The 25,347-nt window shown below is 67.6% G+C and carries 25 protein-coding genes and 2 pseudogenes; 16 read left to right on the top strand and 11 right to left on the bottom strand.

Annotated features, from left to right (window positions below; all coding sequences use genetic code 11):
• The first annotated feature begins 8 nt into the window (after nt 1-8).
• From ACFJGT_RS04420 to ACFJGT_RS04410, 3 genes are all read left to right on the top strand, one after another.
• Complete coding sequence (locus ACFJGT_RS04420; RefSeq protein ID WP_377848920.1) at nt 9-1,316, top strand: M16 family metallopeptidase; 1,308 nt, start codon at nt 9-11, stop codon at nt 1,314-1,316.
• A gap of 6 nt (nt 1,317-1,322) precedes the next feature.
• Nucleotides 1,323-1,922 (top strand): GNAT family N-acetyltransferase, encoded by a 600-nt coding sequence (locus tag ACFJGT_RS04415; protein ID WP_377846273.1) that lies wholly within the window; start codon nt 1,323-1,325, stop codon nt 1,920-1,922.
• 116 nt (nt 1,923-2,038) lie between these two features.
• Entirely contained in the window at nt 2,039-4,936 is a 2,898-nt protein-coding gene (locus tag ACFJGT_RS04410; protein ID WP_377848919.1) for an EAL domain-containing protein, read from the top strand.
• Nucleotides 4,937-5,119: 183 nt separating this feature from the next.
• On the opposite strand, the gene ACFJGT_RS04405 is transcribed toward ACFJGT_RS04410, so the two are convergent.
• Nucleotides 5,120-5,731, bottom strand: coding sequence for a YqgE/AlgH family protein (locus ACFJGT_RS04405; RefSeq protein WP_377846270.1), 612 nt, complete (start codon nt 5,729-5,731; stop codon nt 5,120-5,122).
• 262 nt (nt 5,732-5,993) lie between these two features.
• Here ACFJGT_RS04405 and ACFJGT_RS04400 point away from each other — a divergent pair, with 262 nt between their 5' ends.
• Nucleotides 5,994-6,857, top strand: a complete 864-nt coding sequence (locus ACFJGT_RS04400) for a protein-disulfide reductase DsbD domain-containing protein (RefSeq protein ID WP_377846268.1) — start codon at nt 5,994-5,996, stop codon at nt 6,855-6,857.
• A gap of 53 nt (nt 6,858-6,910) precedes the next feature.
• Nucleotides 6,911-7,396, top strand: coding sequence for a peroxiredoxin (locus ACFJGT_RS04395; RefSeq protein WP_377846265.1), 486 nt, complete (start codon nt 6,911-6,913; stop codon nt 7,394-7,396).
• A gap of 109 nt (nt 7,397-7,505) precedes the next feature.
• Here ACFJGT_RS04395 and ACFJGT_RS04390 read toward each other — a convergent pair whose 3' ends face one another.
• Nucleotides 7,506-8,753: an MFS transporter gene (locus tag ACFJGT_RS04390; protein WP_377846263.1), complete on the bottom strand. Its 1,248-nt coding sequence runs from the start codon at nt 8,751-8,753 to the stop codon at nt 7,506-7,508.
• A 193-nt stretch (nt 8,754-8,946) separates the two neighbouring features.
• Here ACFJGT_RS04390 and ACFJGT_RS04385 point away from each other — a divergent pair, with 193 nt between their 5' ends.
• Both ACFJGT_RS04385 and ACFJGT_RS04380 read left to right on the top strand, forming a co-directional pair.
• Nucleotides 8,947-9,177 carry a hypothetical protein gene (locus tag ACFJGT_RS04385; protein WP_377846261.1) on the top strand — a complete coding sequence of 77 codons (231 nt, stop codon included), beginning with the start codon at nt 8,947-8,949 and terminating at the stop codon, nt 9,175-9,177.
• A 73-nt stretch (nt 9,178-9,250) separates the two neighbouring features.
• Nucleotides 9,251-9,700 carry a GNAT family N-acetyltransferase gene (locus ACFJGT_RS04380; protein WP_377846258.1) on the top strand — a complete coding sequence of 150 codons (450 nt, stop codon included), beginning with the start codon at nt 9,251-9,253 and terminating at the stop codon, nt 9,698-9,700.
• On the opposite strand, the gene ACFJGT_RS04375 is transcribed toward ACFJGT_RS04380, so the two are convergent.
• Nucleotides 9,672-10,043 (bottom strand): hypothetical protein, encoded by a 372-nt coding sequence (locus ACFJGT_RS04375; protein ID WP_377846256.1) that lies wholly within the window; start codon nt 10,041-10,043, stop codon nt 9,672-9,674. The two genes, ACFJGT_RS04380 and ACFJGT_RS04375, sit on opposite strands and share 29 nt — an antisense overlap.
• Before the next feature lie 105 nt (nt 10,044-10,148).
• On the opposite strand from ACFJGT_RS04375, the pseudogene ACFJGT_RS04370 reads away from it, so the two are divergent.
• Nucleotides 10,149-10,451: pseudogene (locus tag ACFJGT_RS04370) on the top strand (GNAT family N-acetyltransferase); the annotation flags it as partial.
• A 71-nt stretch (nt 10,452-10,522) separates the two neighbouring features.
• On the opposite strand, the gene rnhA reads toward ACFJGT_RS04370, so the two are convergent.
• The 3 genes from rnhA to ispH form a co-directional block, all read right to left on the bottom strand.
• Nucleotides 10,523-10,969, bottom strand: coding sequence for a ribonuclease HI (gene rnhA, locus ACFJGT_RS04365; protein WP_257732444.1), 447 nt, complete (start codon nt 10,967-10,969; stop codon nt 10,523-10,525).
• Nucleotides 10,970-11,078: 109 nt separating this feature from the next.
• Complete coding sequence (locus ACFJGT_RS04360; RefSeq protein WP_377846253.1) at nt 11,079-12,044, bottom strand: homoserine kinase; 966 nt, start codon at nt 12,042-12,044, stop codon at nt 11,079-11,081.
• Nucleotides 12,045-12,065: 21 nt separating this feature from the next.
• Complete coding sequence (gene ispH, locus ACFJGT_RS04355; RefSeq protein WP_377846251.1) at nt 12,066-13,037, bottom strand: 4-hydroxy-3-methylbut-2-enyl diphosphate reductase; 972 nt, start codon at nt 13,035-13,037, stop codon at nt 12,066-12,068.
• Nucleotides 13,038-13,431: 394 nt separating this feature from the next.
• Between ispH and ACFJGT_RS04350 the strand changes: the two genes are divergently transcribed.
• The 3 genes from ACFJGT_RS04350 to ACFJGT_RS04340 are packed head-to-tail and all read left to right on the top strand — an operon-like array spanning nt 13,432 to nt 17,620.
• Nucleotides 13,432-15,348: a monovalent cation:proton antiporter-2 (CPA2) family protein gene (locus tag ACFJGT_RS04350; RefSeq protein ID WP_377846249.1), complete on the top strand. Its 1,917-nt coding sequence runs from the start codon at nt 13,432-13,434 to the stop codon at nt 15,346-15,348.
• Nucleotides 15,348-16,700, top strand: a complete 1,353-nt coding sequence (locus ACFJGT_RS04345) for an MATE family efflux transporter (protein ID WP_377846245.1) — start codon at nt 15,348-15,350, stop codon at nt 16,698-16,700. Before ACFJGT_RS04350 ends, ACFJGT_RS04345 begins: the two co-directional genes overlap by 1 nt.
• Nucleotides 16,701-16,735: 35 nt before the next feature.
• On the top strand, nt 16,736-17,620 hold the full coding sequence (locus ACFJGT_RS04340) for a DUF937 domain-containing protein (RefSeq protein WP_377846243.1): 885 nt from the start codon (nt 16,736-16,738) through the stop codon (nt 17,618-17,620).
• Nucleotides 17,621-17,705: 85 nt separating this feature from the next.
• Here the strand turns inward: ACFJGT_RS04340 and ACFJGT_RS04335 are convergent, their stop codons facing one another.
• Nucleotides 17,706-18,068 carry a hypothetical protein gene (locus ACFJGT_RS04335; protein ID WP_377846241.1) on the bottom strand — a complete coding sequence of 121 codons (363 nt, stop codon included), beginning with the start codon at nt 18,066-18,068 and terminating at the stop codon, nt 17,706-17,708.
• A 178-nt stretch (nt 18,069-18,246) separates the two neighbouring features.
• Here ACFJGT_RS04335 and ACFJGT_RS04330 point away from each other — a divergent pair.
• Nucleotides 18,247-19,129 (top strand): annotated as a pseudogene (locus ACFJGT_RS04330) (LysR substrate-binding domain-containing protein).
• Between the two features lie 62 nt (nt 19,130-19,191).
• Here ACFJGT_RS04330 and ACFJGT_RS04325 read toward each other — a convergent pair.
• The 3 genes from ACFJGT_RS04325 to ACFJGT_RS04315 form a co-directional block, all read right to left on the bottom strand.
• Nucleotides 19,192-19,368, bottom strand: coding sequence for a Flp family type IVb pilin (locus tag ACFJGT_RS04325; protein ID WP_377846239.1), 177 nt, complete (start codon nt 19,366-19,368; stop codon nt 19,192-19,194).
• A 90-nt stretch (nt 19,369-19,458) separates the two neighbouring features.
• Entirely contained in the window at nt 19,459-20,838 is a 1,380-nt protein-coding gene (locus ACFJGT_RS04320) for a glutamate--cysteine ligase (protein WP_377846236.1), read from the bottom strand.
• A 169-nt stretch (nt 20,839-21,007) separates the two neighbouring features.
• Nucleotides 21,008-21,754: a 16S rRNA (uracil(1498)-N(3))-methyltransferase gene (locus ACFJGT_RS04315; RefSeq protein ID WP_377846234.1), complete on the bottom strand. Its 747-nt coding sequence runs from the start codon at nt 21,752-21,754 to the stop codon at nt 21,008-21,010.
• A 206-nt stretch (nt 21,755-21,960) separates the two neighbouring features.
• Between ACFJGT_RS04315 and ACFJGT_RS04310 the strand changes: the two genes are divergently transcribed.
• Nucleotides 21,961-22,428 carry a hypothetical protein gene (locus ACFJGT_RS04310; protein WP_377846232.1) on the top strand — a complete coding sequence of 156 codons (468 nt, stop codon included), beginning with the start codon at nt 21,961-21,963 and terminating at the stop codon, nt 22,426-22,428.
• A gap of 17 nt (nt 22,429-22,445) precedes the next feature.
• The gene (gene ubiA / locus ACFJGT_RS04305) at nt 22,446-23,411 is read left to right on the top strand and encodes a 4-hydroxybenzoate octaprenyltransferase (RefSeq protein ID WP_377846230.1); all 966 of its coding nucleotides are present in this window, start codon (nt 22,446-22,448) and stop codon (nt 23,409-23,411) included.
• 3 nt (nt 23,412-23,414) lie between these two features.
• On the opposite strand, the gene ACFJGT_RS04300 is transcribed toward ubiA, so the two are convergent.
• Nucleotides 23,415-23,936: a DUF6101 family protein gene (locus ACFJGT_RS04300; protein ID WP_377846227.1), complete on the bottom strand. Its 522-nt coding sequence runs from the start codon at nt 23,934-23,936 to the stop codon at nt 23,415-23,417.
• A gap of 249 nt (nt 23,937-24,185) precedes the next feature.
• Between ACFJGT_RS04300 and ACFJGT_RS04295 the strand changes: the two genes are divergently transcribed.
• The gene (locus tag ACFJGT_RS04295; RefSeq protein ID WP_377846225.1) at nt 24,186-25,013 is read left to right on the top strand and encodes a 3'(2'),5'-bisphosphate nucleotidase CysQ; all 828 of its coding nucleotides are present in this window, start codon (nt 24,186-24,188) and stop codon (nt 25,011-25,013) included.
• An 89-nt stretch (nt 25,014-25,102) separates the two neighbouring features.
• Nucleotides 25,103-25,345, top strand: a complete 243-nt coding sequence (locus tag ACFJGT_RS04290) for a DUF4170 domain-containing protein (protein ID WP_377846222.1) — start codon at nt 25,103-25,105, stop codon at nt 25,343-25,345.
• The last annotated feature ends 2 nt before the right edge of the window (nt 25,346-25,347 follow it).

The following is a 25,347-nucleotide window of genomic DNA, read 5'->3' as shown; positions in this document are numbered from 1 at the left end:
AGCACGAGTTGGCCACGCCTGCCCGGCCCGAGGGTCAACACGACCCCGATGTCGCGCTGACCACCCTGCCCTCGGGGCTGCGCGTCGTGTCGCAGCGCATGGACCATGCAGCGACCGTTTCGCTCGGCATCTGGATCGGCGCCGGTTCGCGCGACGAATTGCCGAACGAACATGGCCTCGCCCATCTCCTCGAGCACATGGCGTTCAAAGGCACGGCGCGTCGCAGCGCGCTGGAGATCGCCGAGCAGATCGAGAGCGTCGGCGGCGACCTCAATGCCGCGACCTCCGTCGAATATACCTGCTACACCGCCCGCGTGCTCGGCTCCGATCTGGGCCTGGCCGTCGACATCCTCGCTGACATCATCACCTCGCCGTCCCTGACGGAGGAGGAATTGAAGCGCGAGAAGGGCGTCATCCTGCAGGAGATATCGGCCGTCCAGGATACGCCTGATGATCTCGTCTATGACCGCTTCCTGCAGGCCGCCTTCCCGGACCAGCCGATCGGCCGGCCGATCCTCGGCACCGCCAAGACGGTGAAGGGCTTCACGCCCGACGCGATCCGGGCCTATCTCGCCCGCAACTACCATGCCGGCAACATGGTGCTCGCGGCTTCCGGCGCCGTCGACCATGACGAACTCGTGGCGCTGGCCAGGGAACATCTCTCGAATCTGCCGGCCGCGCCCGCAGAACCCCTCGCCCGCGAAGCAGGCGAATATCGCGGCGGCGAAGCGCGCATCGGCAGCGACGAGGAGCAGGTCCATCTCGTGCTCGGCCTGCCCGGCCTGCCCTTCACCGGCGGCACGCATTATCCGCTCCAGATCTTCGCCTCGGTGCTTGGCGGCGGCCTGTCGTCGCGCCTGTTCCAGGAGGTGCGCGAGCAGCGCGGCCTCGCCTATGCGATCGACGCCTTCCACTGGCCCTTCTCCGATTGCGGCGTCTTCGGCATCGGGGCCGGCACGGCGCCCGAGGATGCCGGCGAGCTGATCGAGGTCGCGCTCGGCTGCCTGCGCCAGGCGGCGGAGGATGTCAGCGAGGCCGAGGTCGCCCGCGCCCGCGCCCAGATGAAGGTCGGCCTGCTGGCCTCGCTCGAAAGCCCCGGCGGCAAGCTGGAGCAGATGGCGCGGCAGGTGCTGCTCTTCAACCGGGCGATCCCGCGCGAGGAGCTCGCCGCCCGGCTCGATGCGGTGACGCTCGACGACGTGCGCGCCGCCGGCCGCTCCCTGCTGGGGCACCAGCCGACCATCGCCGCCGTCGGGCCGACCCATGGCCTGCCGCCGGCCAAGCGCCTGCGCCACGCAGCCCGGGCGGCGGACTGACCGGCGATGGCGCTCTTCCGTTTCCCGAGCGAGCCGCCGAGCCGCCCGCTGATCCGGACGCCGAATCTCTATCTGCGCGCGCCACAGGCCAGCGACCATGCGGCCTGGGCCGTACTGCGCATGGAAAGCCGGGAGTTCCTGACGCCATGGGAGCCGACCTGGAACGAGGACGACCTGATGCGCGCCTCATTCCGGCTCCGCGCCAAACGCGCGGCCCGCGAGATCTCGACCGACGAGGCCTATTCGCTCTTCATCTTCGAAACGGAGACGGAAACCCTGCTCGGCGGGCTGACGCTCGGGCTGATCCGGCGCGGCGTCGCCCAGGCCTGCACGCTCGGCTACTGGATGGGGCGGCGCCATTCCGGCAGAGGCCATATGACGGAGGCCGTGCGCGGCGCCGTGCGCTTCGCCTTCTCCGATCTCGCCCTGCACCGCGTCGAGGCGGCCTGCCTGCCCAATAACGAGCCGTCGCGGCGCCTGCTGGAGCGCGTCGGCTTCCAGCATGAGGGGCTGGCGCGGGCCTATCTCAAGATCAACGGCAACTGGGCCGATCACCTGCTCTACGGCGTGCTCTCCAGCGACATATTGCCCGGTGGCAGACCGTGACTGCGGCGGTTGACCACAGCCCCGCGCCGCCTTGCCCTTGCCATGAGCGGCCGATAGGGCTTTTCGTTAAACTTCGAACGATCGCTTCCCGCCTGATAGCCGAGCACAGCTTGTCCATTTCCGAGCGCATCTTCCGGGTCGGCCTCGCCCTGGCCGGCCTTGTCCTGTGGTTCTGCGCTGCCGCGCTCCCGGCCCAGGCCGTCGAGCCGGTGCGCGTCCCGGTCGATGTCCCCGTGATCGACCTGACCAATGTCGTCGAGCGCAACAAATCCGACGGCGACGTCATCCAGATCTCGACCGCATCGGGACCGGACGGCATCGTCAGGCGCATCGCGGTCAAGGCGCGCGAGGCCGGTGCGCGCCCGAACTGGATCGTCTTCGCGCTCACCAACGATTCCGACGAGCAGATCGACCGGCTGCTGGTCGCGCCCTTCCACCGGCTGATCGGTTCCGGCGTGATCTGGCCCGATCTCGGCGACAAGCGCATCGAAGCGGTGACCGCGAGCCAGGGCCTCGCGCCCGATCGCGAGCCCAGCCCCGATGCCGACGTCTTCCTGATCACGCTCGACCCCGGCACGACCGTGACCTTCGTCGCCGAGCTGAAATCGCCCAACCTGCCGCAGCTCTATCTCTACGAAGCCGAAGCCTATCGGCAGAAGACCAACGGGTTGACGCTCTACAAGGGCATCATCATCGGCATCGCCGGCCTGCTGGCGCTGTTCCTGACCATCATCTTCGTGGTCAAGGGCGCGGTGATCTTCCCCGCCGCCGCGGCGCTGGCCTGGGCGGTGCTGGCCTATGCCGGCCTCGATTTCGGCTTCTTCCAGCGCCTGTTCCCACTCACACCGGCGATCGAGCGGATCTACCGCGCCGGTGCCGAGGTCGTGCTGGCGGCGACGCTGCTCGTCTTCCTCTTCGCCTATCTCAACCTGTCGCGCTGGCATGTGCGCTACGGCCATGTCACGGCCCTCTGGATCCTCGGCCTCGCCGGATTGATCGGGCTTGCGGTCTTCGACGCGCCGATGGCGTCCGGCATCGCCCGCATCTCGATCGCGGCCGTGGCGGCGATCGGCTTCATCCTCGTCGTGCATCTCGCCACGCATGGTTATGAGCGGGCGGTGATGCTGATCCCGACCTGGTTCTTGCTGGCCGTCTGGGTGACGGCCGCAAGCTTCACCGTGACCGGGCAGTTCCAGCGCGATCTGGTCGCGCCTGCCCTGCTCGGCGGCCTCGTCCTGATCGTGCTGCTGATCGGCTTCACCGTCATCCAGCATGCCTTCGCCGGTGGTGCGATCTCGCAGGGGCTGGTCTCGGATACCGAGCGCCGGGCGCTCGCGCTCTCGGGCTCGGGCGACCTCGTCTTCGACTGGGATGTCAGCTCCGACAAGGTCTTCGTCTCCCCGCAGATCGAGACGCTGCTCGGCCTGCCGAAAGGCTCGCTCGAAGGCTCGGCCGCGCGCTGGCTGGAGCATATGCATGTCTCCGACCGCGACCGCTATCGCGTCACGCTCGACGCCGTGCTGGAGCAGCGCCGCGGCAAGCTCAATCTCGACCTGCGCCTGCGCGCCGCCAGCGGCGCCTATCACTGGATCAACATCAAAGCGCGCCCGGTCATCGGCTCGGACGGCGAGGTCATCCGCGTCATCGGCACGCTCGCCGATGTCACCGAGCAGCGCACGGCGCAGGAGCGCCTGCTGCATGACGCCGTCCATGACAACCTGACCGGCCTGCCCAACCGCAAGCTGTTCCAGGACCGGCTGGGCGCGATCTTCGGCTTCACCCGCGCCGACGACAATATCCGCCCGACCGTGCTGGTCATCGATGTCGACCGCTTCAAGCAGGTCAATGAATCCGTCGGCTTCTCGGCCGGCGATTCGATCCTGCTGACGCTGGCCCGCCGTCTTGGCCGCCTGCTCCGCGCGCAGGACACGCTCGCCCGCATCGGCGGCGACACCTTCGCGATGATCCTCGTCTCGGAGCGCGATCCCGAGCGCATCCTGGCCCTGGCCGAGCTGGTGCGCCGTGCCGTCTCGACGCCGATCACCTATGCCGAGCGCGAGATCGTGCTGACACCCTCGATCGGGCTTGCCCTTTTCGACCCGGCGCCAGCCTCGCGCAAGGAAGACGCGCTGAAGAATGCCGAGCTCGCCATGACCCATGCCAAGCGCCAGGGCGGCAACAAGATCGAGGTCTTCGTGCCGGCGATGCGGACCGACCGCAACGACCGGCTCGCGCTGGAAAGCGACCTGCGCCGGGCGATCGAGCGTAACGAGATCCAGGTCATGTACCAGCCGATCGTCCGGCTGGAGGACCGCACCATCGCGGGCTTCGAGGCGCTGGTGCGCTGGGACCATCCGCGCGAAGGCCGCCTGATGCCGCAGGATTTCCTCGCCATCGCCGAGGAGACCGGGCTGATCGTCGATCTCGGCGTCTATGTCATGGACAAGACGGCGCGCGAGCTGGAGGCCTGGCAGGCGGCGCTGGAAGTCGAGCCGCCGATCTTCGCCAGCGTCAACGTCTCCAGCCGGCAGTTGCTGCGCCACGACCTGCTGCATGACGTGAAGACCGTGCTCGGGCGGCGGCGTGTGCTGCCGGGCACGCTGAAGCTGGAGATCACCGAGAGCCTCGTGATGGAGAACCCGGAATATGCCGCGCAGATGCTGCAGCGCATCCGCGATCTCGGCGCCGGCCTCTCGCTCGACGATTTCGGCACGGGCTATTCCTCGCTGTCCTATCTGCAGCGCTTCCCCTTCGACACGATCAAGATCGACCAGAGCTTCGTGCGCCAGATGGGCAATGGCCGCCCGCCGGTGATCCTGCGCTCGATCGTGCAGCTCGCCGCCGACCTCCACATGGATGTCGTCGCCGAGGGCGCGGAGAGCGAGTCGGATGCGATCGAGCTCTACCAGCTCGGCTGCCAATATGCGCAGGGCTACATCTTCGGCCAGCCGATGACGGCGGCGGAAGCGCGCCGGCTGATGGGCGCGGCGGCGGCTGCGACCGAGGCGGCTTGAGGCCTCATCAGCAGCTTAAGCAGGGCTCCCAGCTCCACCATTGTCATTCCGGGGCGCCCGAAGGGCGAACCCGGAACCCACGACTAGGTATGACGCTTGATATGCGGTTGCCGGCCGCTCACTCAGTCGTGGGTTCCGGGTTCTTCGCTCCGCGAAGCCCCGGAACGACAACGGGATAGCTTCTCAAGCGTGCCCCGCCTCGCGCGACAGGAAGGCCGGGTCGATGCCGATCTTGCCGAGCGCGCGCTGGTATTTCGTCTCGACGCTCTCGTCGAAGAGCAGCTCGGGATCGGCCGGGCAATGCAGCCAGCCGTTCGACTGGATCTCGGCTTCGAGCTGCCCGGCCGCCCAGCCGGCATAGCCCAAGGCCAGCACCGCATTCTCCGGCCCGTCGCCATTGGCGATGGCGCGCAGGATATCCAGCGTCGCCGTCAGGCAGATGCCCTCGTCGATGGGAAGCGTCGCCGATTCCAGGAAGAAATCGGCCGTGTGCAGGACAAAGCCACGCTTGGTCTCGACGGGGCCGCCGCGCAGCACCTGCATGCGCTCGGCCCGGCTCGGCAGCCGGATCACCTCCTCGGAGGGAATCACGTCGAGCTGGACCAGAAGCTCCGGGAATTTCGTGTCGCCCGCCGGCTTGTTGACGATGATGCCCATCGCCCCGTCCTCGGAATGGGCGCAGACATAGACGACGCTGCGGCTGAAGCGTGTATCGGCCATGCCCGGCATCGCGATCAGGCATTGCCCGTCGAGATAGCTGCGGCCGCCGACGCGCGATTGTGAGCCAATCTTCATGAGACATATGCTAGAGGCTGTCGGGCCGGATCGGCAAGGCTCGACTGCCCCCTCGTCTGTGGAGCCAAGCTCCGGCCGCCGCCTTCGCTGGATTCGGGATCACGTTCGCGTGCTTCGGACGGGTGGTGGAAGACCCCGTCGCCGCTATCGCGATTGTGCCCCGATCCTGCGCGAAGTTCCCGGCATGTCGCATAGGCACGGACCGGCGGAGGACGACAGGTTTTGTTCGCTTTTCAGGCTCGCAATCGGTAAAGGCAGGGCCGTGAACCGCATTCTTCCCTTGCTGGCCCTGCTGCCCCTGACGCTCGGCGCCACCGCCCGCGCGCAGGAAGCGGCAAACGAGGCGGCTGCCTCGCCGTGGTCGCCGAGCGAGCACGCGAAGCTTCGCCTGATCGCCGGGCCGACAACCGCGACCGGCAAGCAGCGCGTCGGCGTCGAGATCGTGATGTCGCCGGGCTACAAGACCTATTGGCGCAGCCCCGGCCAGTTCGGTGTGCCGCCAGCCTTCGACTGGTCGGGCTCGACCAATATCGGCGGGCTCGACGTGCGCTGGCCGGTGCCGGAGCGCTTCCAGGATTCGGCCGGCTATTCCATCGGCTATGTCGGCGAGGTCGTGATCCCGATCTCGGTGCAGCCGGTCGATCCCTCGCGGCCGGTGATGGTCGTGCTCAAGCTCGACTATGCCGTCTGCGAGAAGATCTGCATTCCCGCCAAGGGCGAAGCGAGCCTGTGGCTCGAACCCGGCGTGACCACCGTGACCTCGCCGCGGCTCGAAAGCTTCGAAGCGCGCGTGCCGGTCGCCATCAAGCCCGGCGCCCACAAGGAGAAGATCGCGATTGCCGAGGCCGGGCTCGACGACAGCGTGGTCGACCCGGGCCTGCGCCTGATCCTGCAACCGCCGCCGGAAGGCCGGATCGAGGATATCTTCATCGAGGGCTCGGGCATGTGGTCCTTCGGCAAGTCCCGCCTGACGCCGCAGGCGGACGGCACGGTCCTCGCCCAGATCCGGATCGACGAGCGGCCGAAGGGCGCCGCCGGGCCGACGCCGTTCATCTTCACGGTGCGGGGCACGCCGCGGCCGATCGAGACGCGTCTCGACCTCGACATCCCCGCCTCAAAGCCCTAATCCCTCAAGCCGGGCGGCCCCTCTGGCCGCAGGCTTCACGGAGAGACAGGCTCATGACCATCAAGGTGGGTGACAAGCTTCCCCAGGCGACGTTCCGCGTCATGACCGCCGACGGCCCCGCCGCGCGCACGACCGACGACCTGTTCAGCGGCAAGAAAGTGGTGCTCTTCGCCGTTCCCGGCGCCTTCACCCCGACCTGCCACCGCAACCATCTGCCGGGCTATCTGGAGAAGGCGGCCGAGATCAAGGCGAAGGGCGTCGACGCCATCATGGTCACCAGCACCAACGACGTCTTCGTCATGGACGCCTGGTCGAAGGCGACCGGCGGCGCCGGCGTGATCGAGTTCCTCTCGGACGGCAACGCCGATTTCGCCAAGGAGATCGGCCTGTCGCTGGACGGCTCGGGCTTCGGCCTCGGCACCCGCTCGCAGCGCTATTCGATGCTGGTCGAGGACGGCGTGGTGAAGGTGCTCAATGTCGAGGAAGCCGCCGGCAAGGCGGAAGCCTCCGGCGCCGAGGCGATGCTCGCCAAGCTCTGAGCCTCAGGGCACGGAGAGAGATTGGAGCCCGCGCAGCGCTGCGCGGGCTTTTTGTTGGCTGGCCGGATAGGGCAAATGTCTACAATGGTTCGGAAGCGGACCTCGCCGATCAACTGTCGAAGCGCAGTCGGCGCAACGCGTAGATCAGCAGCACGGCGCAGACAACAGAACCCACTAGGTATGGGCTATGTAGGGCCGCAGCACGGCTGAACGCCGGCTCGATGAGCGTCACCAACGCGCCGGCCCCGAGCGCGCCGAACGGCATCGCGCCCCAGCCGAAAAAGCGGTAGACCGAGTTCACGCGCCCTAGCAGGTGGTCCGGGATCAGCCGCTGGCGATAGCTTACCGTCACCACGTTCCACAGCATGCCGCCCGCAGCTTCGAGGAACATCGCGGTGCCGGCTAGCACCACGGAGCTGAACAACCCCAGCATCAGGTTAAACAACACGAAGCAGCCGAGCGCGAGGATCAGGCTCGCGCGCATGCCGAGCCGGCGGGCGATGTCGGGAGCGACGACGCCGCCGAGGACCCCGCCGGCGGCCCCGCACGCGAGCAGGAGGCCGTAACCTGTCGCGGACAGACCAAGCACCTCCTGGGCGTAGAGGACGAGGATCGTCAGCCCACCGATGGCGACCGCGTTGATCGCGCCGAGCATGACGGCAAGGCGCAGGACAGCCTCGTTACCACGCATCCAGCGCAGCCCCTCCACGAGGGCCGGCCAGAAACGCTTACGCTCGCCGGCCTGTCGGGCCGGCAGGCTGATCAGCCAGACGATGCCAATCGAGAGCGCTAGGGTGGTCGCGTTAAACCCGAAGGGCACGGCGATCCCTGCGGCGATCAGCAGACCGGCGAGCGGCGGACCGACGAAACGGCCCATGACCTGCTCGGCGCTCCACATCTGGCCATTGGCTCGTTCCAGGTCCTTCGGGGCCACGATCGAAGGCAACACCGTCTGGGCGGCGTTGTCGCGCACCACCTCTGCGGATCCGAGGAGGAAGGCGATCGCCGCCAACGACAGGACCATGCACGTTCCGCCCCCTTCGGCGATCGGCGAAGCCGGTATCGAGAGTGTCATCGCCACGATGCAGATCGTCAGCGTCAACCGGACCAGATCGGCTCGGATTATCAACAGTCGCCGGTCAACCCTGTCGGTCCAGACGCCTGCGGGCAGCGCGAACAGGAACCACGGCAGTCGCCCGGCCATTGCGACCGCGGCAATCAGCATCGGGTTGCGCGTGAGCAATGCCGCAAGCCACGGCATCGCAACTGCTACGACACCGTCGCCAAGGTTGGAAACGACGCTGCCTGACAGAATCAGCCGATAATTTCGATTTCCTGTGAGAAGCCCGTACCGCACTGCGCTCCCTCCCCACACAACTTGGAATCACGACCTGCTAATCAGGCCATGAAAACTTGATCGGATTGGTTTGAGCAACAGGCTTACAAGGGACGAGTGCCGTCAACCGGTCGGAAACGGACCTAGCTTTTGACATTGCAAGGCGTGCGCTGCCCCTTAAGCTGCTCGTCCTCTTTGGCACATGGGTGAGGATATGCCGTTTCAAGGCCTCGTTGTCGAACCTGCGGAACTGGCAAAATTGGCTGGCGCCTTCGACGCAGCCTGGAGCGCGGTGAACAGCGTCAACACCGTCGGTGGCCAGCAGCAGCGGCGGGCGAGAGCCCGTCTGGCAGCCATCATTCTCGATCTTTGGAGGGAAGACCCTTCTCAGGCTCTGAGCGCCAGCGCTGTCGAGCGCTTCCTCGCATCGGACCAACCCGGTTGATCGATCCGATCTGCGCTTGTCATGAGACAAGCCGGCAAGCCCCGGATAGCTTTCGCGCCGGAGGAGAACACCGATGGCCGAGATCACCATTCGCCCGCTTGCCGCGACCGACCGGGCGGCCTGGACGCCGCTCTGGCGGGGATACCTGACCTTCTACAAGGCGACGCTGCCGCCGGAGATCGACGCCATCACCTTCGGGCGGCTGACCGGCGGCGAGGAGCCGATGGGCGGTTTCCTCGCCTTCGAGGGCGACAAGCCGCTCGGCATGGTCAACTGGGTGCTCCACCGCACGACCTGGAGCGAGAAGCCGATCTGCTATCTGCAGGACCTGTTCACCGTGCCGGAATCGCGCGGCACCGGCGTCGGCCGCAAGCTGATCGAGGCGGTGAACCAGATGGCGCGGGCGAAGAACTGCTACCGCGTCTACTGGCAGACGCATGAATCCAACCTGCAGGGGCAGGCGCTCTACGACAAGGTCGCCGACAAGTCGGGCTTCATCGTCTACCGCCAGCCGCTCGGCTGAGACTGCGGCCGGAGCGAGCATGATCGCGATCCGGGACCGGGACGAGATCGTCGCGCGGCTCGGAAGCGATCCGCTCGGCAATGTCGTGCTGCTGAAGCAGCTCGCAGCCTTCCCGCAGCACACCCGGGCGTTTCAGCGCCTCTCGTCGGCCGGCGCGGCGACGCTCGTCCTGCTCGACACGGCAGCCAGCGACTACGACCGCAAGACCTATCCGACGGCGGCCCATGCCGCCTTCCTCCGCAGCGACGACACCGCACTGACGGAAGCGCTGCTCGGCGAACTCCCCACGGATGGCGGCATCGTCTTCAAGCTCGGCAGCGCAGCCGAGCACGATGCCGTCCACCAGCGCCATCCGCTCACGCGCAAGACCAGCTTCCTCTCGTTCACCTCGCCCGAGCGCCTTCCCGGCCGTGGCGGCGTCATCGTCGCGGAGAGCGCCACGGCCTCCATGTACGCGCTCTATCGCGCCCAGGATCATGCGCGGGACTGGCTCGCGCCACTGCTGGCAAGCGGGCGCGCCTTCACCTGCAGGATCGGCTCAGGCGACGAGCCGTTGTCCGTCTGCCTCGCTTTCGAAAGCCATGCCTCCGTCTGGGAGATCGGCGGCGTGGTCACAAGGCCCGATCAGCGCGGGCGTGGTCTCGGAGCACGCGTGGTCGGCGCGGCGCTCGATGAATTAGCGCGGCGCGGGTTGCTGGCGCGCTATCAGGTCCATGAGGGCAACACCGCCTCGATCCGGCTGTCCGAGGCGCTCGGCATGAAGCCGCTGCTGCGCTTGACCCATTACCTGCACGAGCGACCGGGCGCCGGGCAAAATGGACGTCAGCGCCCCGGTTTGAACGGCGCCATGCCGGCGCGTGCCAGGGCGTCGGCGCGCTCGTTCATCTCGTCGCCGGCATGGCCCTTGACCCATTTCCACTCGATCTTGTGGCGGCCGAGCGCGGCTTCGAGGCGCTGCCAGAGCTCGGCGTTCTTGACCGGCTTGCGATCGGCCGTCTTCCAGCCGTTCTTCTTCCAGCCATGGATCCAGCCGGTGATGCCCTGCCGCAGATACTGGCTGTCGGTGTGGAGCGCGACCGTGACGGGGCGCTTCAGAGCCTCCAGCGCGGCGATCGCCGCCATCAGCTCCATGCGGTTATTGGTGGTCTGCGCCTCGCCGCCGGAGAGCTCCTTCTCGACGCCGTTGAAGGTCAGGATCGCTCCCCAGCCTCCGGGGCCGGGATTGCCCGAGCAGGCGCCGTCCGTCCAGACTTCGACCGTATCGCTCATGACAGGCCCCGGCAGTTTTTAGCTGCGCGAATGGGGCAAGCCCCAAGCGCGCCCGGCCCCGGATTGCCCGAGCAAGCGCCGTCCGTCCAGACTTCGACCGTATCGCCGCTCACCGCTTCAATCCGTATTCGCGGGCGTCCGTGATGCGCTGGTGGAAGACGAGCCGGCGGTCGTATTCGAGCGGGTCGAGCGGCTTGACCAATGCTCCAGCAGGGACGTTCAGCCAGTCGACCAGTCGCGTCACCAGGAAGCGTAAGGCGCTGCCACGGCAGAGCTGCGGCAGCGCCTCGACCTCCGCCGGTGTCAGAGGACGCACGCTCTCGTAGCCGGCGAGCAGCGCCTGGCCCTTGGTGAGGTTGAACGAGGCATCGGCCTCGAAGCACCAGGAGTTCAGGCAGATCGCCAGATCGTAGGCGAAGGCGTCCGTGCAGGCGAAATAGAAGTCGATCAGGCCGGACAGCTTGTCCTTGATGAAGAAGACATTGTTCGGGAAGAGATCGGCATGGATCACGCCGCGCGGCAGGTCCTGCGGCCAGGAGCGCTCATGGACCTCCACCTCCGCCATGACGCGCCGCGCCAGTCCGGGAGACACCGTATCGGCCGCCGCTCCGGCCTGCTCGGCGAGCGGACGCCAGCCGGGAACCGACAGCGAATTGACCCGCTCCATGCCGAAATCGGCGCCGGCCTCGTGCAGCTGGGCCAGCCCGCGCCCCAGCTCGGCGCAATGGGTCACGTTCGGACGCCGAACGGAGAGGCCGTCGAGGAAAGAGACGATCGCCGCCGGGCGGCCGGCCAGCCGGCCGACAGCCTCGCCATCATCCATGCGCAGCGGAACCGGGCAGATCAGGCCGCGCCGGGCGAGATGGTCCATCAGCCCGATGAAGAAGGGCAGCTCCGTCTCGTCGACCCGCTCCTCATAGAGGGTCAGGATGTAGAAGGCCTTGGTCGTATGCAGCAGGAAATTGGAGTTCGAGACGCCTTCGGCGATGCCCTTGACGGAGAGGAGATCGCCGATGCCGTAACGCGCCACGAAGGCGGCCAGCTCGTCATCGGGCACTTCGGTATAGACGGCCACGCTTGCACTCTTCTGCTGGAATTATTCGGCCGCGTCCGGCGTCGCCTCGCCACGCAATTCGCGCGGCAGCGGGAAGAAGACGTTCTCGTCGGCGGTCGAGACGGTCTCGACGCGGACCTCGTAGCGCGCGGCGAAGGCGTCGATGATCTCCTCGACCAGCACCTCGGGCGCGCTCGCGCCGGCGGTGATGCCGAGGCTGCGGATATCGCCGAAGACCGACCAGTCGATCTCGTCGGTACGCAGCACGAGCCGTGCGACCGGGCAGCCGGCGCGCTCGGCGACCTCGCGCAGACGCTGCGAATTCGAGGAATTGGGCGAGCCGACGACGATCAGCCCGTCGACCATCGGGGCGACGTGCTTCACCGCCTCCTGGCGGTTGGTCGTGGCGTAGCAGATGTCTTCCTTGTGCGGAGCGATCAGCTCCGGGAATCGAGCCTGCAGGGCCTCGACGATCTCGCGGGTGTCGTCGACCGAGAGCGTGGTCTGGGTGACATAGGCGAGCGGCTGGCCTTCGGGTGCGGTCAGCGTCGCGACGTCGTCCAGCGTCTCGATCAGCGTGATCGCGCCCTCGGGAAGCTGGCCCATCGTGCCGATCACCTCGGGATGGCCGGCATGGCCGACGAGCAGTATATGGCGGCCGCGTTTGTGATGGACCTCGGCCTCGCGATGGACCTTGGTGACCAGTGGGCAGGTCGCGTCGATGGCGAAGAGATTGCGCGCCTTGGCCGCCGCCGGCACCGCCTTGGCGACGCCGTGGGCCGAGAAGATCACAGGCCGCGTCTCGTCCGGCACCTCGTCGAGCTCGGCGACGAAGACCGCACCCTTCCGCTTCAGGGATTCGACGACGTATTTGTTATGGACGATCTCGTGGCGGACATAGACCGGCGCGCCATGCAGCTTCAGCGCCTTCTCGACGGCGTCGATGGCGCGCACGACCCCGGCGCAGAAGCCGCGCGGGGCGCAAAGCAGGATGTCGAGCGGCGGCTTGGTCACGCGCAGGGGAAACTCCGATCAGTCCGCGTCTTCTTTCGGCGGGATCGGGGCGATGTCAAGGAAGCGAAGCGGCGCAGGCCGACACGATTGTCATTCCGGGGCGCGCCGCAGGCGCGAACCCGGAACCCACGACTGGGTGGAACATCCTGCGCCTCGTTATGAGCCCCTCACCCGGTCGTGGGTTCCTGGTTCTTCGCTCCGCGAAGCCCCGGAATGACAAAGGTCGGGTTTGACCAAGAACGATTCAGCCATCGCCCGCACGGCCCGAAGACTTGGCAGCCATGCCGATTGCCTCTCGCAGGATCGTCATCGAAAGCCTAGATAGAACCACGGCCCGCCACGCCGCGCGTCGCGCCGGACCGCCAAGCCCGTTCCAAAAGCCCCCGAGTTCCGCATGGCCGACGCCGCCTCGCATGCCAGCTATCTCCCGCCGATCCTGACCTTCTGCGCCGGGGCGGTGATCGCCGTCCCGCTGTTCCGCAAGCTCGGCCAGTCGGCGGTGCTGGGCTATCTGGCGGCCGGCATCGTCATCGGCCCCTCGATCCTCGGCGTGATCAAGGACCCCGATGCGATCCGCGGCACGGCCGAAATCGGCGTCGTGCTGCTGCTCTTCCTCGTCGGCCTCGAATTGCAGCCTTCGCGACTCTATTCGATGCGCAAGGACATCCTCGGCTCGGGCCTCGCACAGATGGCGCTCAGCGCCGGCGGCATCGGGCTGGCCGGCTGGTATTTCGGCCTCTCGGTAGCAGGCGCCATCGCGGTCGGCGTGTCGCTCGCGCTCTCGGCGACCTCGATCGCACTGCAATTGCTGGAGGAGCGCGGCGACGCCAGCGAGACCTATGGCCGGCGCACCTTCTCGATCCTGCTGTTCCAGGACATGGCGATCGCGCCCGTACTGGCGCTGCTGCCTTTGCTCGCCACCACAGGCGGGCAGGAAGCCGGGAGCCCGATGCGGGCATTCGCCAGCCTCGGCATCGCGCTCTTTGCGCTCGTGCTGATCGTGCTGGCCGGGCGCTATGTCATGAATCCGTTCTTCCGCATCCTCGCCCATACCGGCGCGAAGGACGTGATGACGGCGGCGGCGCTCCTGATCGTTCTCGGCGCAGCCTTGCTGATGGAGCATGTCGGGCTCTCGATGGCGATGGGCGCTTTCCTCGCCGGCGTGATGCTGGCCGATTCGCATTTCCGGCATGAGCTGGAGGCCGATATCGAGCCGTTCCGCGGCGTGCTGCTCGGCCTGTTCTTCATGGCGGTCGGCATGTCGCTGGACCTCAAGCTCGTCGCCGACAACTGGATACTGCTGGCGCTCGCGGCGCCGCTGCTGGTGCTGTTCAAGATCGCGGTCGTAACCTCGATCCTGCGGCTGTCCTGCTCGTCCTGGCTCGAGGCGGTGCGGGCCGGTGCCCTGCTCTCGCCGGCCGGCGAATTCGCCTTCGTGCTGCTGCCGCTCGGCCTCGCGAACGGGCTGCTCACGGCCCAGCAATCGGCGATGGTCACCGCGCTCGCGGCGATCAGCATGCTGCTCGGCCCGGTCGTCGCCAAGCTGATCGATGCGGTGCTGCTGGCGCGCATCAAGCCCGCGACGATGGACGAGGATTACGAAGGCGCCGGCGACAGCCCGGTGATGGTGATCGGCTTCGGCCGTTTCGGCCAGATCGTGACGCAGGCGCTGCTGCTCCAGCATATCGACGTGACCGTCATCGATTCGGATGTCGAGCGCATTCGCTCGGCATCCCAGTTCGGCTTCAAGATCTATTATGGCGACGGCACGCGGCTCGACGTGCTGCGCGCGGCCGGCGCCGGCAAGGCGCGCGTCCTCTGCATCTGCGTCGACGACAAGCAGGCGGCGCTGCGGATCGTCGAGATGGTCAAGGCCGAATTCCCGAGCGTGCGCCTGCATGTGCGGGCCTATGACCGCATCCACGCGATCGAGCTGATGAAGGCGAATGTCGATTTCCAGATGCGCGAGACCTTCGAATCGGCACTGGGCTTCGGCCGCGTCACCCTGGAGACGCTCGGCCTGACCCGCGACGAGGCCGAGCTCGTGATCGACCATGTCCGCGACCGCGACGCGCAGCGCATGGAGATCCAGTTCCACGAGGGGCTTGCCGCCGCGATCAACCGCGTGCCGCGCGTCTCGCCCGAGCCGCTCGTCGCGCCCAAGGGCAAGTCGAAGCCGCTCACGCCCGAGACGCGGCAGGTCATCGAGGATGGCGGGGCGGAGGTCGCGGTCGGCGGCGTCGGCGAGCCCGAACGATCAGCGAGGCGACCGCGCGGCCGGCACAGGCCGTCTTCCTCGAGGGACCGCTGATGCGCCATGTCGCGGTCATGACCGCGACGAGCTCGGTCGGCCTGATGGCGGTCTTCGTCGTCGACCTGCTGTCGCTGCTCTATGTCTCCTGGCTCGGGCGACCGGAGGCGACGGCCGGCGTCGGCTTCGCCACGATCGTGCTCTACCTGATGATCTCGGTGAATGTCGGGCTGATGATCGCGGTGACGGCGCTGACCTCGCGCAGCATCGGTGCGGGCGACCGCAAGGCAGCCCGGCGCATCGCGGCCTCGACCATGGCGCTGTCGGGGCTCGTGGCGCTCGTGCTTTCGCTCGCAGCCCTGCCGTTCCTGCCGAAACTGCTCAGCCTGCTCGGCGCGCGCGACCAGTCACATGCGGTCGCCCTCTCCTTCCTCTACATCGTGCTGCCGTCCAACGCCCTGATGGCGATCGGCATGGGTTTTTCCGGTATCCTGCGCGCGGTCGGCGACGCCAGGCGGGCGATGTTCGTGACGCTCGGCGGCGGCATCGTCACGGCGGGGCTCGATCCGCTGCTGATCTTCGGCTTCGGGCTCGGGCCGGACGGCGCGGCCATCGCGATCGTGCTGGCGCGGGTCATCATCTGCGCCATCGGCTTTCATGGCTGCGTGACCGTGCACGACATGATCGAGCGGCCGCGCCTCGCGTTCATCCGGCAGGACAGCGCCCGGACCTTCGCGATCGCGGGACCGGCGATCCTGACCAATCTCTCCAACCCGATCGCCAACGCGGTTTTCGCCAGCGTCGTCGCCCGCTTCGGCGATGCGGCGGTGGCAGCGCTCGCGATCATGGACCGGCTCGTACCGGTCGCCTTCGGCGTGCTCTTCGCACTCTCCGGCGCGGTCGGGCCGATTCTGGGCCAGAACTGGGGCGCCGGGCGCTTCGACCGGATGCGCCGGGGCCTGACCGACGCGGCGATCTTCGCCGGCGCCTCCGTCCTCGTCTCCTGGGCGCTGCTCTTCGTCTTCCGCGGTGCCATCGTCTCCGCCTTCCACGCGACGGGGCTGACGGCCGAGCTCGTGCTGTTCTTCTGCCTGATCGCCGGGCCGATGTGGATCTTCGTCGGCATGCTCTTCGTCGCCAATGCCGCCTTCAACAATCTCGGCATGCCCTTCCTGTCGACGCTGTTCAGCTGGGGCCGCGCCACGCTCGGCACCGTGCCGCTCGCCATCCTCGGCGCCCATCTCGCCGGACCGAAGGGCGCGATGGCAGGCTCGGCACTCGGCGCCATCGCCTTCGGCGTGCTGGCGCTGGTCTTCGCCTTTCGCGGCATCACAAGGCTGGAACGCAAGGCCGCGCAGCGCAGCGCCGCAACCGATTTGCCAGGCAAGGACACCCTGCTATCGTCATCCTAGGCACGGAACCAAAGGCCGGCCGGGGAGAAGCGTCGATGATGAACCTGTTCGATATCATGCAATCGGCCCAGAGCGGCCAGGCGCTGCCGAACCTCGCCCAGCAATACGGCCTGACCATGCAGCAGACCCAGGCCGCGCTCGACGCCCTGCTGCCGGCCTTCTCGATGGGGTTGCAGCGCCAGACGCGCGACCCTTACGCCTTCGGGTCGCTCGCGCAGATGATGACGGCCTCGCCCTATGCCCGCTTCTTCGAGGCCGGCGGCTATGGCATCCCGACCGGGGCCCAGACAGCCGGCAACGACGTGCTCAGCCAGCTCTTCGGCTCGCGCGAGGTCAGCCAGGCGATCGCTGCGCAGGCCGCTGCGACCAGCGGCGTCTCCCAGGCGATCCTCAAGCAGATGCTGCCGGTCATCGCCGCGATGCTCATGGGCGGCCTGTCCAAGACGTCGAGCAACGAAGGACTGGGCGGTATCCTCGGCCAGTTCGCCGAGATGATGCGTGGCCAGATGCCGGGCATGCAGCCGGCGCCACAGCAGCCGCAGATGCCGGCCAATCCGTTCGAGGCCATCCTCAAGGGCATGTTCGGCCAGGGCGGCCAGCCGCAGCCTTCTCCGCAGGCCGCTCCCTCCGACCCGTTCGGCGGGCTAGGCCAGATTCTCGGCGGCATGTTCGGCGGCATGGCTCCGCAGCCTCCACCCCAGCCGGCGCCGGCTCCGCGCAGCGCACCGCGGCGTGCGCCCGCGCCGGAACCCGAGCCCGAGGAGGCCCCGTCCGCACCTTCCGGATCAGGTCCGGGCTCGATCGGCCTAGACGCGCTCAACCAGATGTTCGAGCACGGCCGCCAGATCCAGGACGATCACCAGAACGCGTTGAAATCGATCCTCGACGCCATGCTGGGCGGCGGACAGGGCCGTCGCTGAAGCGGCTCTGCCCGTTCAACGCTGAAGACATGAAAAAGGGCGGAAGCACGAAGCTCCCGCCCGCAGGGACGCTGTCGCCAAGGGGTCAGGCGCAGCGTGCAACCGTGATATCGGCCTTACCGGCCAGCATCGGCGCCACGCCGGCATGGCGCAGGGCGTGCTCACGCCGCGCGGCGGCGAGATTCGACGAGGAACGCGAGCGCTCCTCCAGGACGGCGGACGGGTCGTCGAGCCAGGACGTCGCCAGCGCGCCGTCGATATCCGAACGCACGAGGCCGATATCCTTGAGTCCGCGCTCGTCAAGTTCGGCACCCAGTCGCATCACCTCACGGCGATGGATGAGCGCCCGCACGAGTTGAATCGTTCCGGCAGCGGCGATGGTGGCAACACGCGTGACCCCGGCCGAAACGGACGAGAGCGACTTCGCGGTGATGGTCATGAGCAGCATGACGGCCTCCTCTGGCGGTGCGGAACGTTGATCCTTTGCCCCTCCCCCCGCCCGGACGCGCCATTGACAGGGAATTTCGGAGAGCACCCAGACCTTAGCGAGGCACTGGTCATCAGCCAAACGAATGGTTATGATGTCTCGCAACACTGATATTGATGAACAGTGACGGGGATCGCCCATGGCCCATGTGCTCGATGCCGATCAGCTCAAGACCTTCGTCGCGATCGCCGATACCGGCTCCTTCACCCGCGCAGCCGAGATCGTCTTCAAGACGCAATCGGCCGTTTCGATGCAGATGAAGCGGCTCGAAGAGCGGGTCGGAAGGCCCCTGTTCGGGCGCGACGGCCGCCATGCCAAGCTGACCGAGGATGGCGAGCGCCTGCTCGACTATGCCCGCCGGATCGTGCGCCTCAATCTCGAATGCGTGGCATCCTTCGCCGATGCGGATCTCAAGGGCCGCATCCGCCTCGGCGTGCCCGACGATTACGCCGACCGCTACCTGCCGGAGATCCTGGCGCGCTTCGCCCATTCGAACCCGCGCGCCGAGGTCACGGTGGTCTGCGAGCCGACGCCGATGCTGGCCGAGCGGATCGCGACCGGCGATATCGACCTCGCGATCATCACCCATGTCGAAAGCCGCGGCCAGGGCGAGATCATCCGCATCGAGCCGCTGCTCTGGGTCACCTCGGCACGCCATAGCGTGCATGAGGAAGACCCGCTGCCTCTGGCGCTGGGGCGGCCGACCTGCAACTGGCGGCAGGCCGCGGTCGATGCGCTCGAGTTCGAAGGGTCGCCGCTTCCGCGTCCTCTATGCGAGCTGGAACTCCACAGCGGTCGGCGCGGCGGTTCTCGCCGGGTTGGCGATCTCGGTCCTGCCGGAAAGCGCGGTCAGGCCGGGCATGCGCATCCTCGGCCCGTCCGAAGGCTTCGCGACCTTGCCGTCATGCAAGATCGGGCTGCTGCGGACCCGGTTCGATCCCTCGGTTCTGTCGAACGCGCTGGCCGAGCACATCATCCAGAGCCTCGACAACCTGGCGAGCTTCAAGACGGCAGCGGAGTAGGCGCCGGCCACTCCGGCATCGGATTCGGAGAAGCGAGGGGCGCAGCGGCGCTCCTTCAGGCCTCAGGGCGTGAAACCGGCCGCCACGGACTGGAAGAAGCGGATGACGGACTCACCGATCAGCGTGGCGCTCGTGATGATCGTCAGCGAGATCAGGCTGACGACAAAGCCATACTCGATCATCGTCGCGCCGCGTTCGTCGCGAAGAAAAACCGCAGAGCTGGCGCGGAGCTGATCCATGCCGCTAGGTTATCCCCGCAAACTGCAGCCAAATCGTTAATTCACCCGCTGCAATGCGGGAGAAGTCGCGATTTTCCGCGCCGACAGAGCCTACAACGCCAATTCCGTGAAGACCGGCTCGACAGTCCCGCCCCATTCGCCGCGATAGCGCGCGGCGAGATGCTGGGCGAGCGTCTGTCCGCGCCCCACGATTTCGTGGAGGGGATCGAGATAGACGCTTTCGTCCTTGCCGGCGGCATCGTGGAATGCCCGGCGGGCGAGCCCGGCCCGCGACAGCTCCAGCACCTCGCGGGCGATCTCACCGAGCTTGCGCCCGCCGATGGTCGCGGCGAGGCCCTCGCGCGGAACCGCGTCGCGCAACGCCTGCCGCTCCGCCGCATTCCAGCTCTTGACGAGATCCCAGGCCGCATCGAGCGAGGTGGAATCATAGAGGAGCCCGACCCAGAAGGCCGGCATCGCGGCCAGCATGTCGGCGGGGCCGGCATCGGAGCCGCGCATCTCCAGGAAGCGCTTCAGCCGGACCTCGGGGAACAGGGTTCCGAGATGGTTGGCCCAGTCCGATATCGTCGCCTTCTCGCCCGGCAGTTGCGGCAGCTTGCCGGCCAGCAGGTCGCGGAAGGACGAGCCGGCGACGTCGTGATAGGTATCGCCGCGTTTGATGAAATACAGGGGCACGTCGAGGGCCCAATCGACATAGCCCTCATAGGACATGCCTTCGTCGAAGGCGAAGGCCAGCATGCCGGAGCGCGCGTTGTCGGTGTCGCGCCAGATCTCCGAACGCATCGACTGGAAGCCGTTGAGCTTGCCGTCCAGGAAGGGCGAGGACGCGAACAGGGCCGTGGAAAGCGGCTGCAGCGCCAGCGAAACCCTGAGCTTGCGGACCATGTCCGCCTCGCTGGCGAAGTCGAGATTGACCTGCACCGTGCAGGTCCGGAGCATCATGTCGAGGCCGAGCGTACCGACCTTCGGCATGTAGTTTGCCATGATCTTGTAGCGGCTCTTGGGCATCATCGGCGTCTGCGCGCGGGTCCAGAGCGGCGATGCGCCCAGGGCGGCAAAGCCGATACCATGCGGAGCGGCCACGGCCTTGACGTCGGCGAGATGGGCCTGAAGCTCGGCCTGCGTCTCGTGCAGCGTCGCCAGCGGCGCGCCCGACAGTTCGAACTGTCCGCCCGGCTCGAGCGAGATCGCGCCGCCGCCATCCGGCCCGGCCAGCCCGATGATATGACCGGCATCGACGATCGGCTCCCAGCCCAGCCGCTGCTGCATGCCCTCGAGCAAGGCGCGGATGCCGCCGGCACCGCCGCGTCCCTCATAGGGAACGGGGGCGAGATCGCTCCGGTAGAACGGGAATTTCTCGTGCTCGGTGCCGATCCGGAAGGACGAGGCCGGTTTCTCGCCGGCGGCGATCCACGCAATCAATTCGGCCTTGGAACCGATCGGGGTCGAATCGGACACGTCGCGAGCCATGGGTGCTCCGGCAGATGAGGCAAGACGGCTGATCCCCCGCGCCAAGGGCGCGGTGGAAGCCGGCAGAGGATGCACAGACATAGGCGAGCGCCGGGCGCTCGACAACGACCGGGATCGTGCATTCGCGCAAAGGCGACCGGCGCTGGCGGCAGGGCCTGCCGCCCTTTCGTCAGATGCGGGACCAGTCTCCGACAACCGCCTGAACCAGCGCGAGCGCCGCCACCGCGGCGGTGTCCGCCCGCAGGATGCGCGGACCGAGCGAGATCGGCAGCGTGTTGGGCCGTGCGCGGATCAGGGTCCGCTCGGCTTCGTCGAACCCGCCCTCGGGGCCGATCAGGACAGCGAGCGGAGCAGGCTTGCACTGCGCCAGCGCCGGGACCGGGCTCGCATCCGCCAGGCCCTCGTCGCAGAAGATCAGCAGCCGTTCCGGCGCCAGGTCCGAGAGCGCAGCGTCGAGCGGGCGCTCCGGCTCGATCGCCGGAAGGCTCAGGATGCCGCATTGCTCGGCCGCCTCGATGGCGTTGGCGCGCAGCCGATCGAGATTCAGTCGCGAAACCTGGGTGCGCCGGGTCAGGACAGGCTGAAGCAGGCCCGCCCCCATCTCGACCGCCTTCTGCGCCATGTAGTCGAGCCGCGCATGCTTCAACGGCGCAAACAGATAATGCAGATCGGAGGCTGGCGGCTGCGGCCTGGTCTGGCGCACCAATTCGAGATTCGCCTGCTTGCGCCCTTCCGGCACGAGGCGCGCCAGCCATTCGCCGTCGCGTCCGTTGAAGACGAGCACGGTGCCATCCACCCGCAAACGCAGGACGTTGAGCAGATAGTTGGCCTGCTCCCGCTCGAGCGGGAGAGCAGCCCCCGCAGAGAAAGGCTGGTCGAGGAAGAGCCTGTATCGGGCGAAATCGGGAACGGACATGGGCGCAGGCGCCTCCAGAAGTCGATGATATCGGTGGGAGCAACGCAAAAAACGCCACAATCCCCTTGTAACAGGCGGCGTATCCCATAAGGCCACCGATGGACTCGCAAGAGTCGTTGGCGTTAACAGCGCCTGCTGTTAAGGACGTATTTAACGATCGGCCGGGCGGGCCGGCAATCCGGAGTAAGGACACCATGCGGCGTTGGATGGCTTCAGGCGTTATCGCGGTGCTCGGCCTTGCCGTGGCCCCGTTCCTGGCGGCTGCTCCCGCAAACGCGCAGGCCTCGGGCTGCGAGCAGATCCAGAAGCTGCTCGGCGAGCGCCAGTCGATCGTGGCGCGGCTTTCGGCCGCGCAGAAAGCCAAGAAGAAGATGACGCCGCAGGAAGCCTGCAGCTCCTTCGGCCGCCTCGTCAGCAACGGCGACGCCGCGATCAAGTTCGCCACAGCCAACCAGGACTGGTGCCAGATCCCGGCGACCTTCATCGAAGGCATGCAGAACGACAACAAGAAGGTGGCCGGCTTCCGCACCCAGGCCTGCAACGCCGTGAAGCAGCAGGCCCAGATGATGCGCCGCGCCCAGCAGCAGGCCCAGGGCTCAAGCCCGTTCGGCGGCGCCGATTCCATCACCAGCGGCGCCGGCGGCGGGATGCGCGTCCCGCAGGGCGCGCTCTAGACCGGCGCCCCGGCGCCATGCCCGATCCCTCACCCCTAGGGGCGATGCCGGGGCGCAACGCGCCCCTCCCTGATGCGCTCAAGGGGCATTGGGTCGATACGCGGGCGCCTCTCGCGACCCGGCCGTTCCTGAAGCTCGCCCGCATCGAGCGACCGATCGGCTGGTGGCTGCTGCTGATGCCCTGCTGGTGGGCCGCGGGGCTCGCCGCCATCGCCGCCGGCCAGCCCTATCCCGATCCCTGGCACTGCCTGCTGTTCTTCGTTGGCGCAGTGCTGATGCGCGGGGCCGGCTGCACCTTCAACGACATCATCGACCGCAAGCTCGACGCCGAGGTGGCGCGCACGCGTGGCCGCCCGCTCCCGTCCGGACAGGTGACGGCAAAGGCGGCCGCGCTGTTCATGATCGCGCAGGCGCTGGCGGGCCTCGTCGTGCTCATGCAGTTCAACCGCTTCACGATCGTGCTCGGCATCGCCTCGCTCGCGATCGTCGCGATCTATCCGTTCATGAAGCGGATCACCAACATGCCGCAATTCGTGCTCGGCCTTGCCTTCTCCTGGGGCGGGTTGATGGGCTGGAGCGCCGTGTTCGGCCGGCTCGATCCCCCGGCCTACCTGATCTACGCCGCCGCCATCGCCTGGACGGTCGGCTACGACACGATCTACGCGATGCAGGATCTGGAAGACGACGTCATCGCCGGCATCCGCTCGAGCGCACGTTATTTCGGCGACCATACGCGCGAGGCGGTGGCGCTCTGCTTCGCACTGGCGGTGGTGCTCACGGGCACGGCAATCTGGCTGGTCGGCGGCGGACCCGTCGCCTGGCTCGGCTTCGCCGCGTTCGCCCTGCATCTCGGCCGGCAGGTGACGCGGATCAATGGCGCGTCGTCCCCCGAAGCCTTGCGGATCTTCCGGTCGAACCGCGATGCCGGCCTGCTGCTGGCGGCCGGGCTCGCGCTCGATGCGATGAGCCGGTCGCTGTTCTGAAGTTCAGTCGGTCATCCGCTCGCCGCTGACGATCACCGGCAGTTCGGCGAGGCGCCCGGTCTTGCGGCGGGTCAGGAAGCGCGGGCGGCGGCCGTTGAGCAGCCCGTGACGGCGGCGGATACGAACCGCCCCCAGCGCGACGCGGCCGAGCTGCGGGTAAGGCTCACTCACCACGCCATCGGCCCCTTCGAGCAGAAGCGGCAAGCCGCTGGTGCGGCCGAAATCCCGCCAGAGCGCAACCGCGTCCTCCTGATCGACCGAAGCCACCACGATGGAGCGGCCATCACCGGCCGTGAGGGCCAGCTCGAAACGTTCGTCATCCCCGGCCGGGTTGGCCAGACGCAGCGCGACACCGCGCCAATTGGCACCGCCGCGCAGGATCCGCACGGAGCCGACGCGCTCGATCGCCGGAGCGACCGGACGATCCGGCATCGGGTTGCGGGCAACGATCGCTGTGGTGGTCGGACCACCGGAGAGAAGCGGCACAAAACCGCTCTCTCCGGCGGCCGGCGTGACGCTGGCCATCGGTTATAACGCCTCTCTGTAATCCCTGCTGCAACGGAGCCCTCTGTCGATGCCGGGGTTCTCGTGCTTGCCCTGTGAGGATGGCCGCCAGCCGTGTCCGAGCGCTTAAGGGGTTGGGTTAAAGGAAGGTGATTCCGCCCCGATCCGGCCCGGAACGAGCGCTTTCCCGCGGGATGCTTGACGGAATCTTTCGATCGGCAGCCGCATTTTCGGCTTGAAACAGCGACTTTCACGGCCGATAGGAAAGCCATGAACGCCACCACGCTACCGATCGCAGCCGAGCTGCTGAAGGCCGTCGGCGAAAGCTGCCTGGAAGCCGGCACGATCGCCCTGGACCTGTTCCGGCCCGGTGCGACGACGGCGGCACGGACCTGGGCGAAGAGCGGCGGTTCGCCCGTCACCGAAGCCGATATCGGCGTCGATACCTTCCTGCGTATCCGCCTGTCCGAATTGCTGCCGGAGGCCGCCTGGCTCTCCGAGGAGACGGTCGACGATGCGCAGCGGCTCTCGCATCGCTATGTCTGGGTCGTCGATCCGATCGACGGCACGCGCGCCTTCATGCAGGGCTCGCCGGACTGGGCCGTCTGCGTCGCGCTGCTGGATCAGGGCGCGCCGATCCTCGGCATCGTCCATGCGCCGGCCTGCCAGGCGACCTATCGCGCACTCGCCGGCGGCGGTGCGACGCTCAACGGCGAAACCATCCGGGCCTCGTCTGCCGATACGCTGGCCGGCGCGCGCATCGCCGGCCCCAAGCCGATGCTCGACGCGCTCGCGCAGTTCGAGACTTTCGAGGCCGTCGGCCGGATCCCATCGCTGGCGCTGCGTCTGACGCGCATCGCCGACGGCGCCATCGATGCCGGCCTGATCTCGCCCGATGCCCGCGACTGGGATCTGGCTGCCGCCGACCTCGTGCTTAGCGAAGCCGGCGGGCGGCTCACCGATGGAGAGGGCCGGCCCGTCGTCTATAATCGCGAGGTGCCGGTCCACGGCATGCTGGCAGCGAGCAACGGGAAGCTCGCAGCACCGCTGCAGGCGGCGATCGAGCGTTTGCGCGACGGACGGACGCAGCCCGCCTGACGATTTTTTTCGACGCTTCCGGCGCGGCCCGCTCGCATGGGCGGCCGGGATGGCTTATGGGGGCGCCACAGCCCTCGCAGGAGAGTTCGATGAGCACCGAGCCGGAACAGAAGCAGCTTCTTCACCTCGTGCTGGGCGGCGAGCTCGCCTCGCTCGACGGCATCACCTTCAAGGACCTGGCGAAGCTCGACATCGTCGGCGTCTTCCCGAACTATGCGACCGCGCATACGGCCTGGAAGGCCAAGGCGCAGCAGACCGTCGACCAAGCGCAAACGCGCTATTTCATCGTGCATCTCCACCGGCTGCTCGACCCCGAGACCGCCAAGGCCTGAGC

Source organism: Allobosea sp. UC22_33 (assembly GCF_042700715.1).
Lineage (GTDB): Bacteria > Pseudomonadota > Alphaproteobacteria > Rhizobiales > Beijerinckiaceae > Allobosea.
This window is presented reverse-complemented; position numbering and strand designations above follow the sequence as displayed.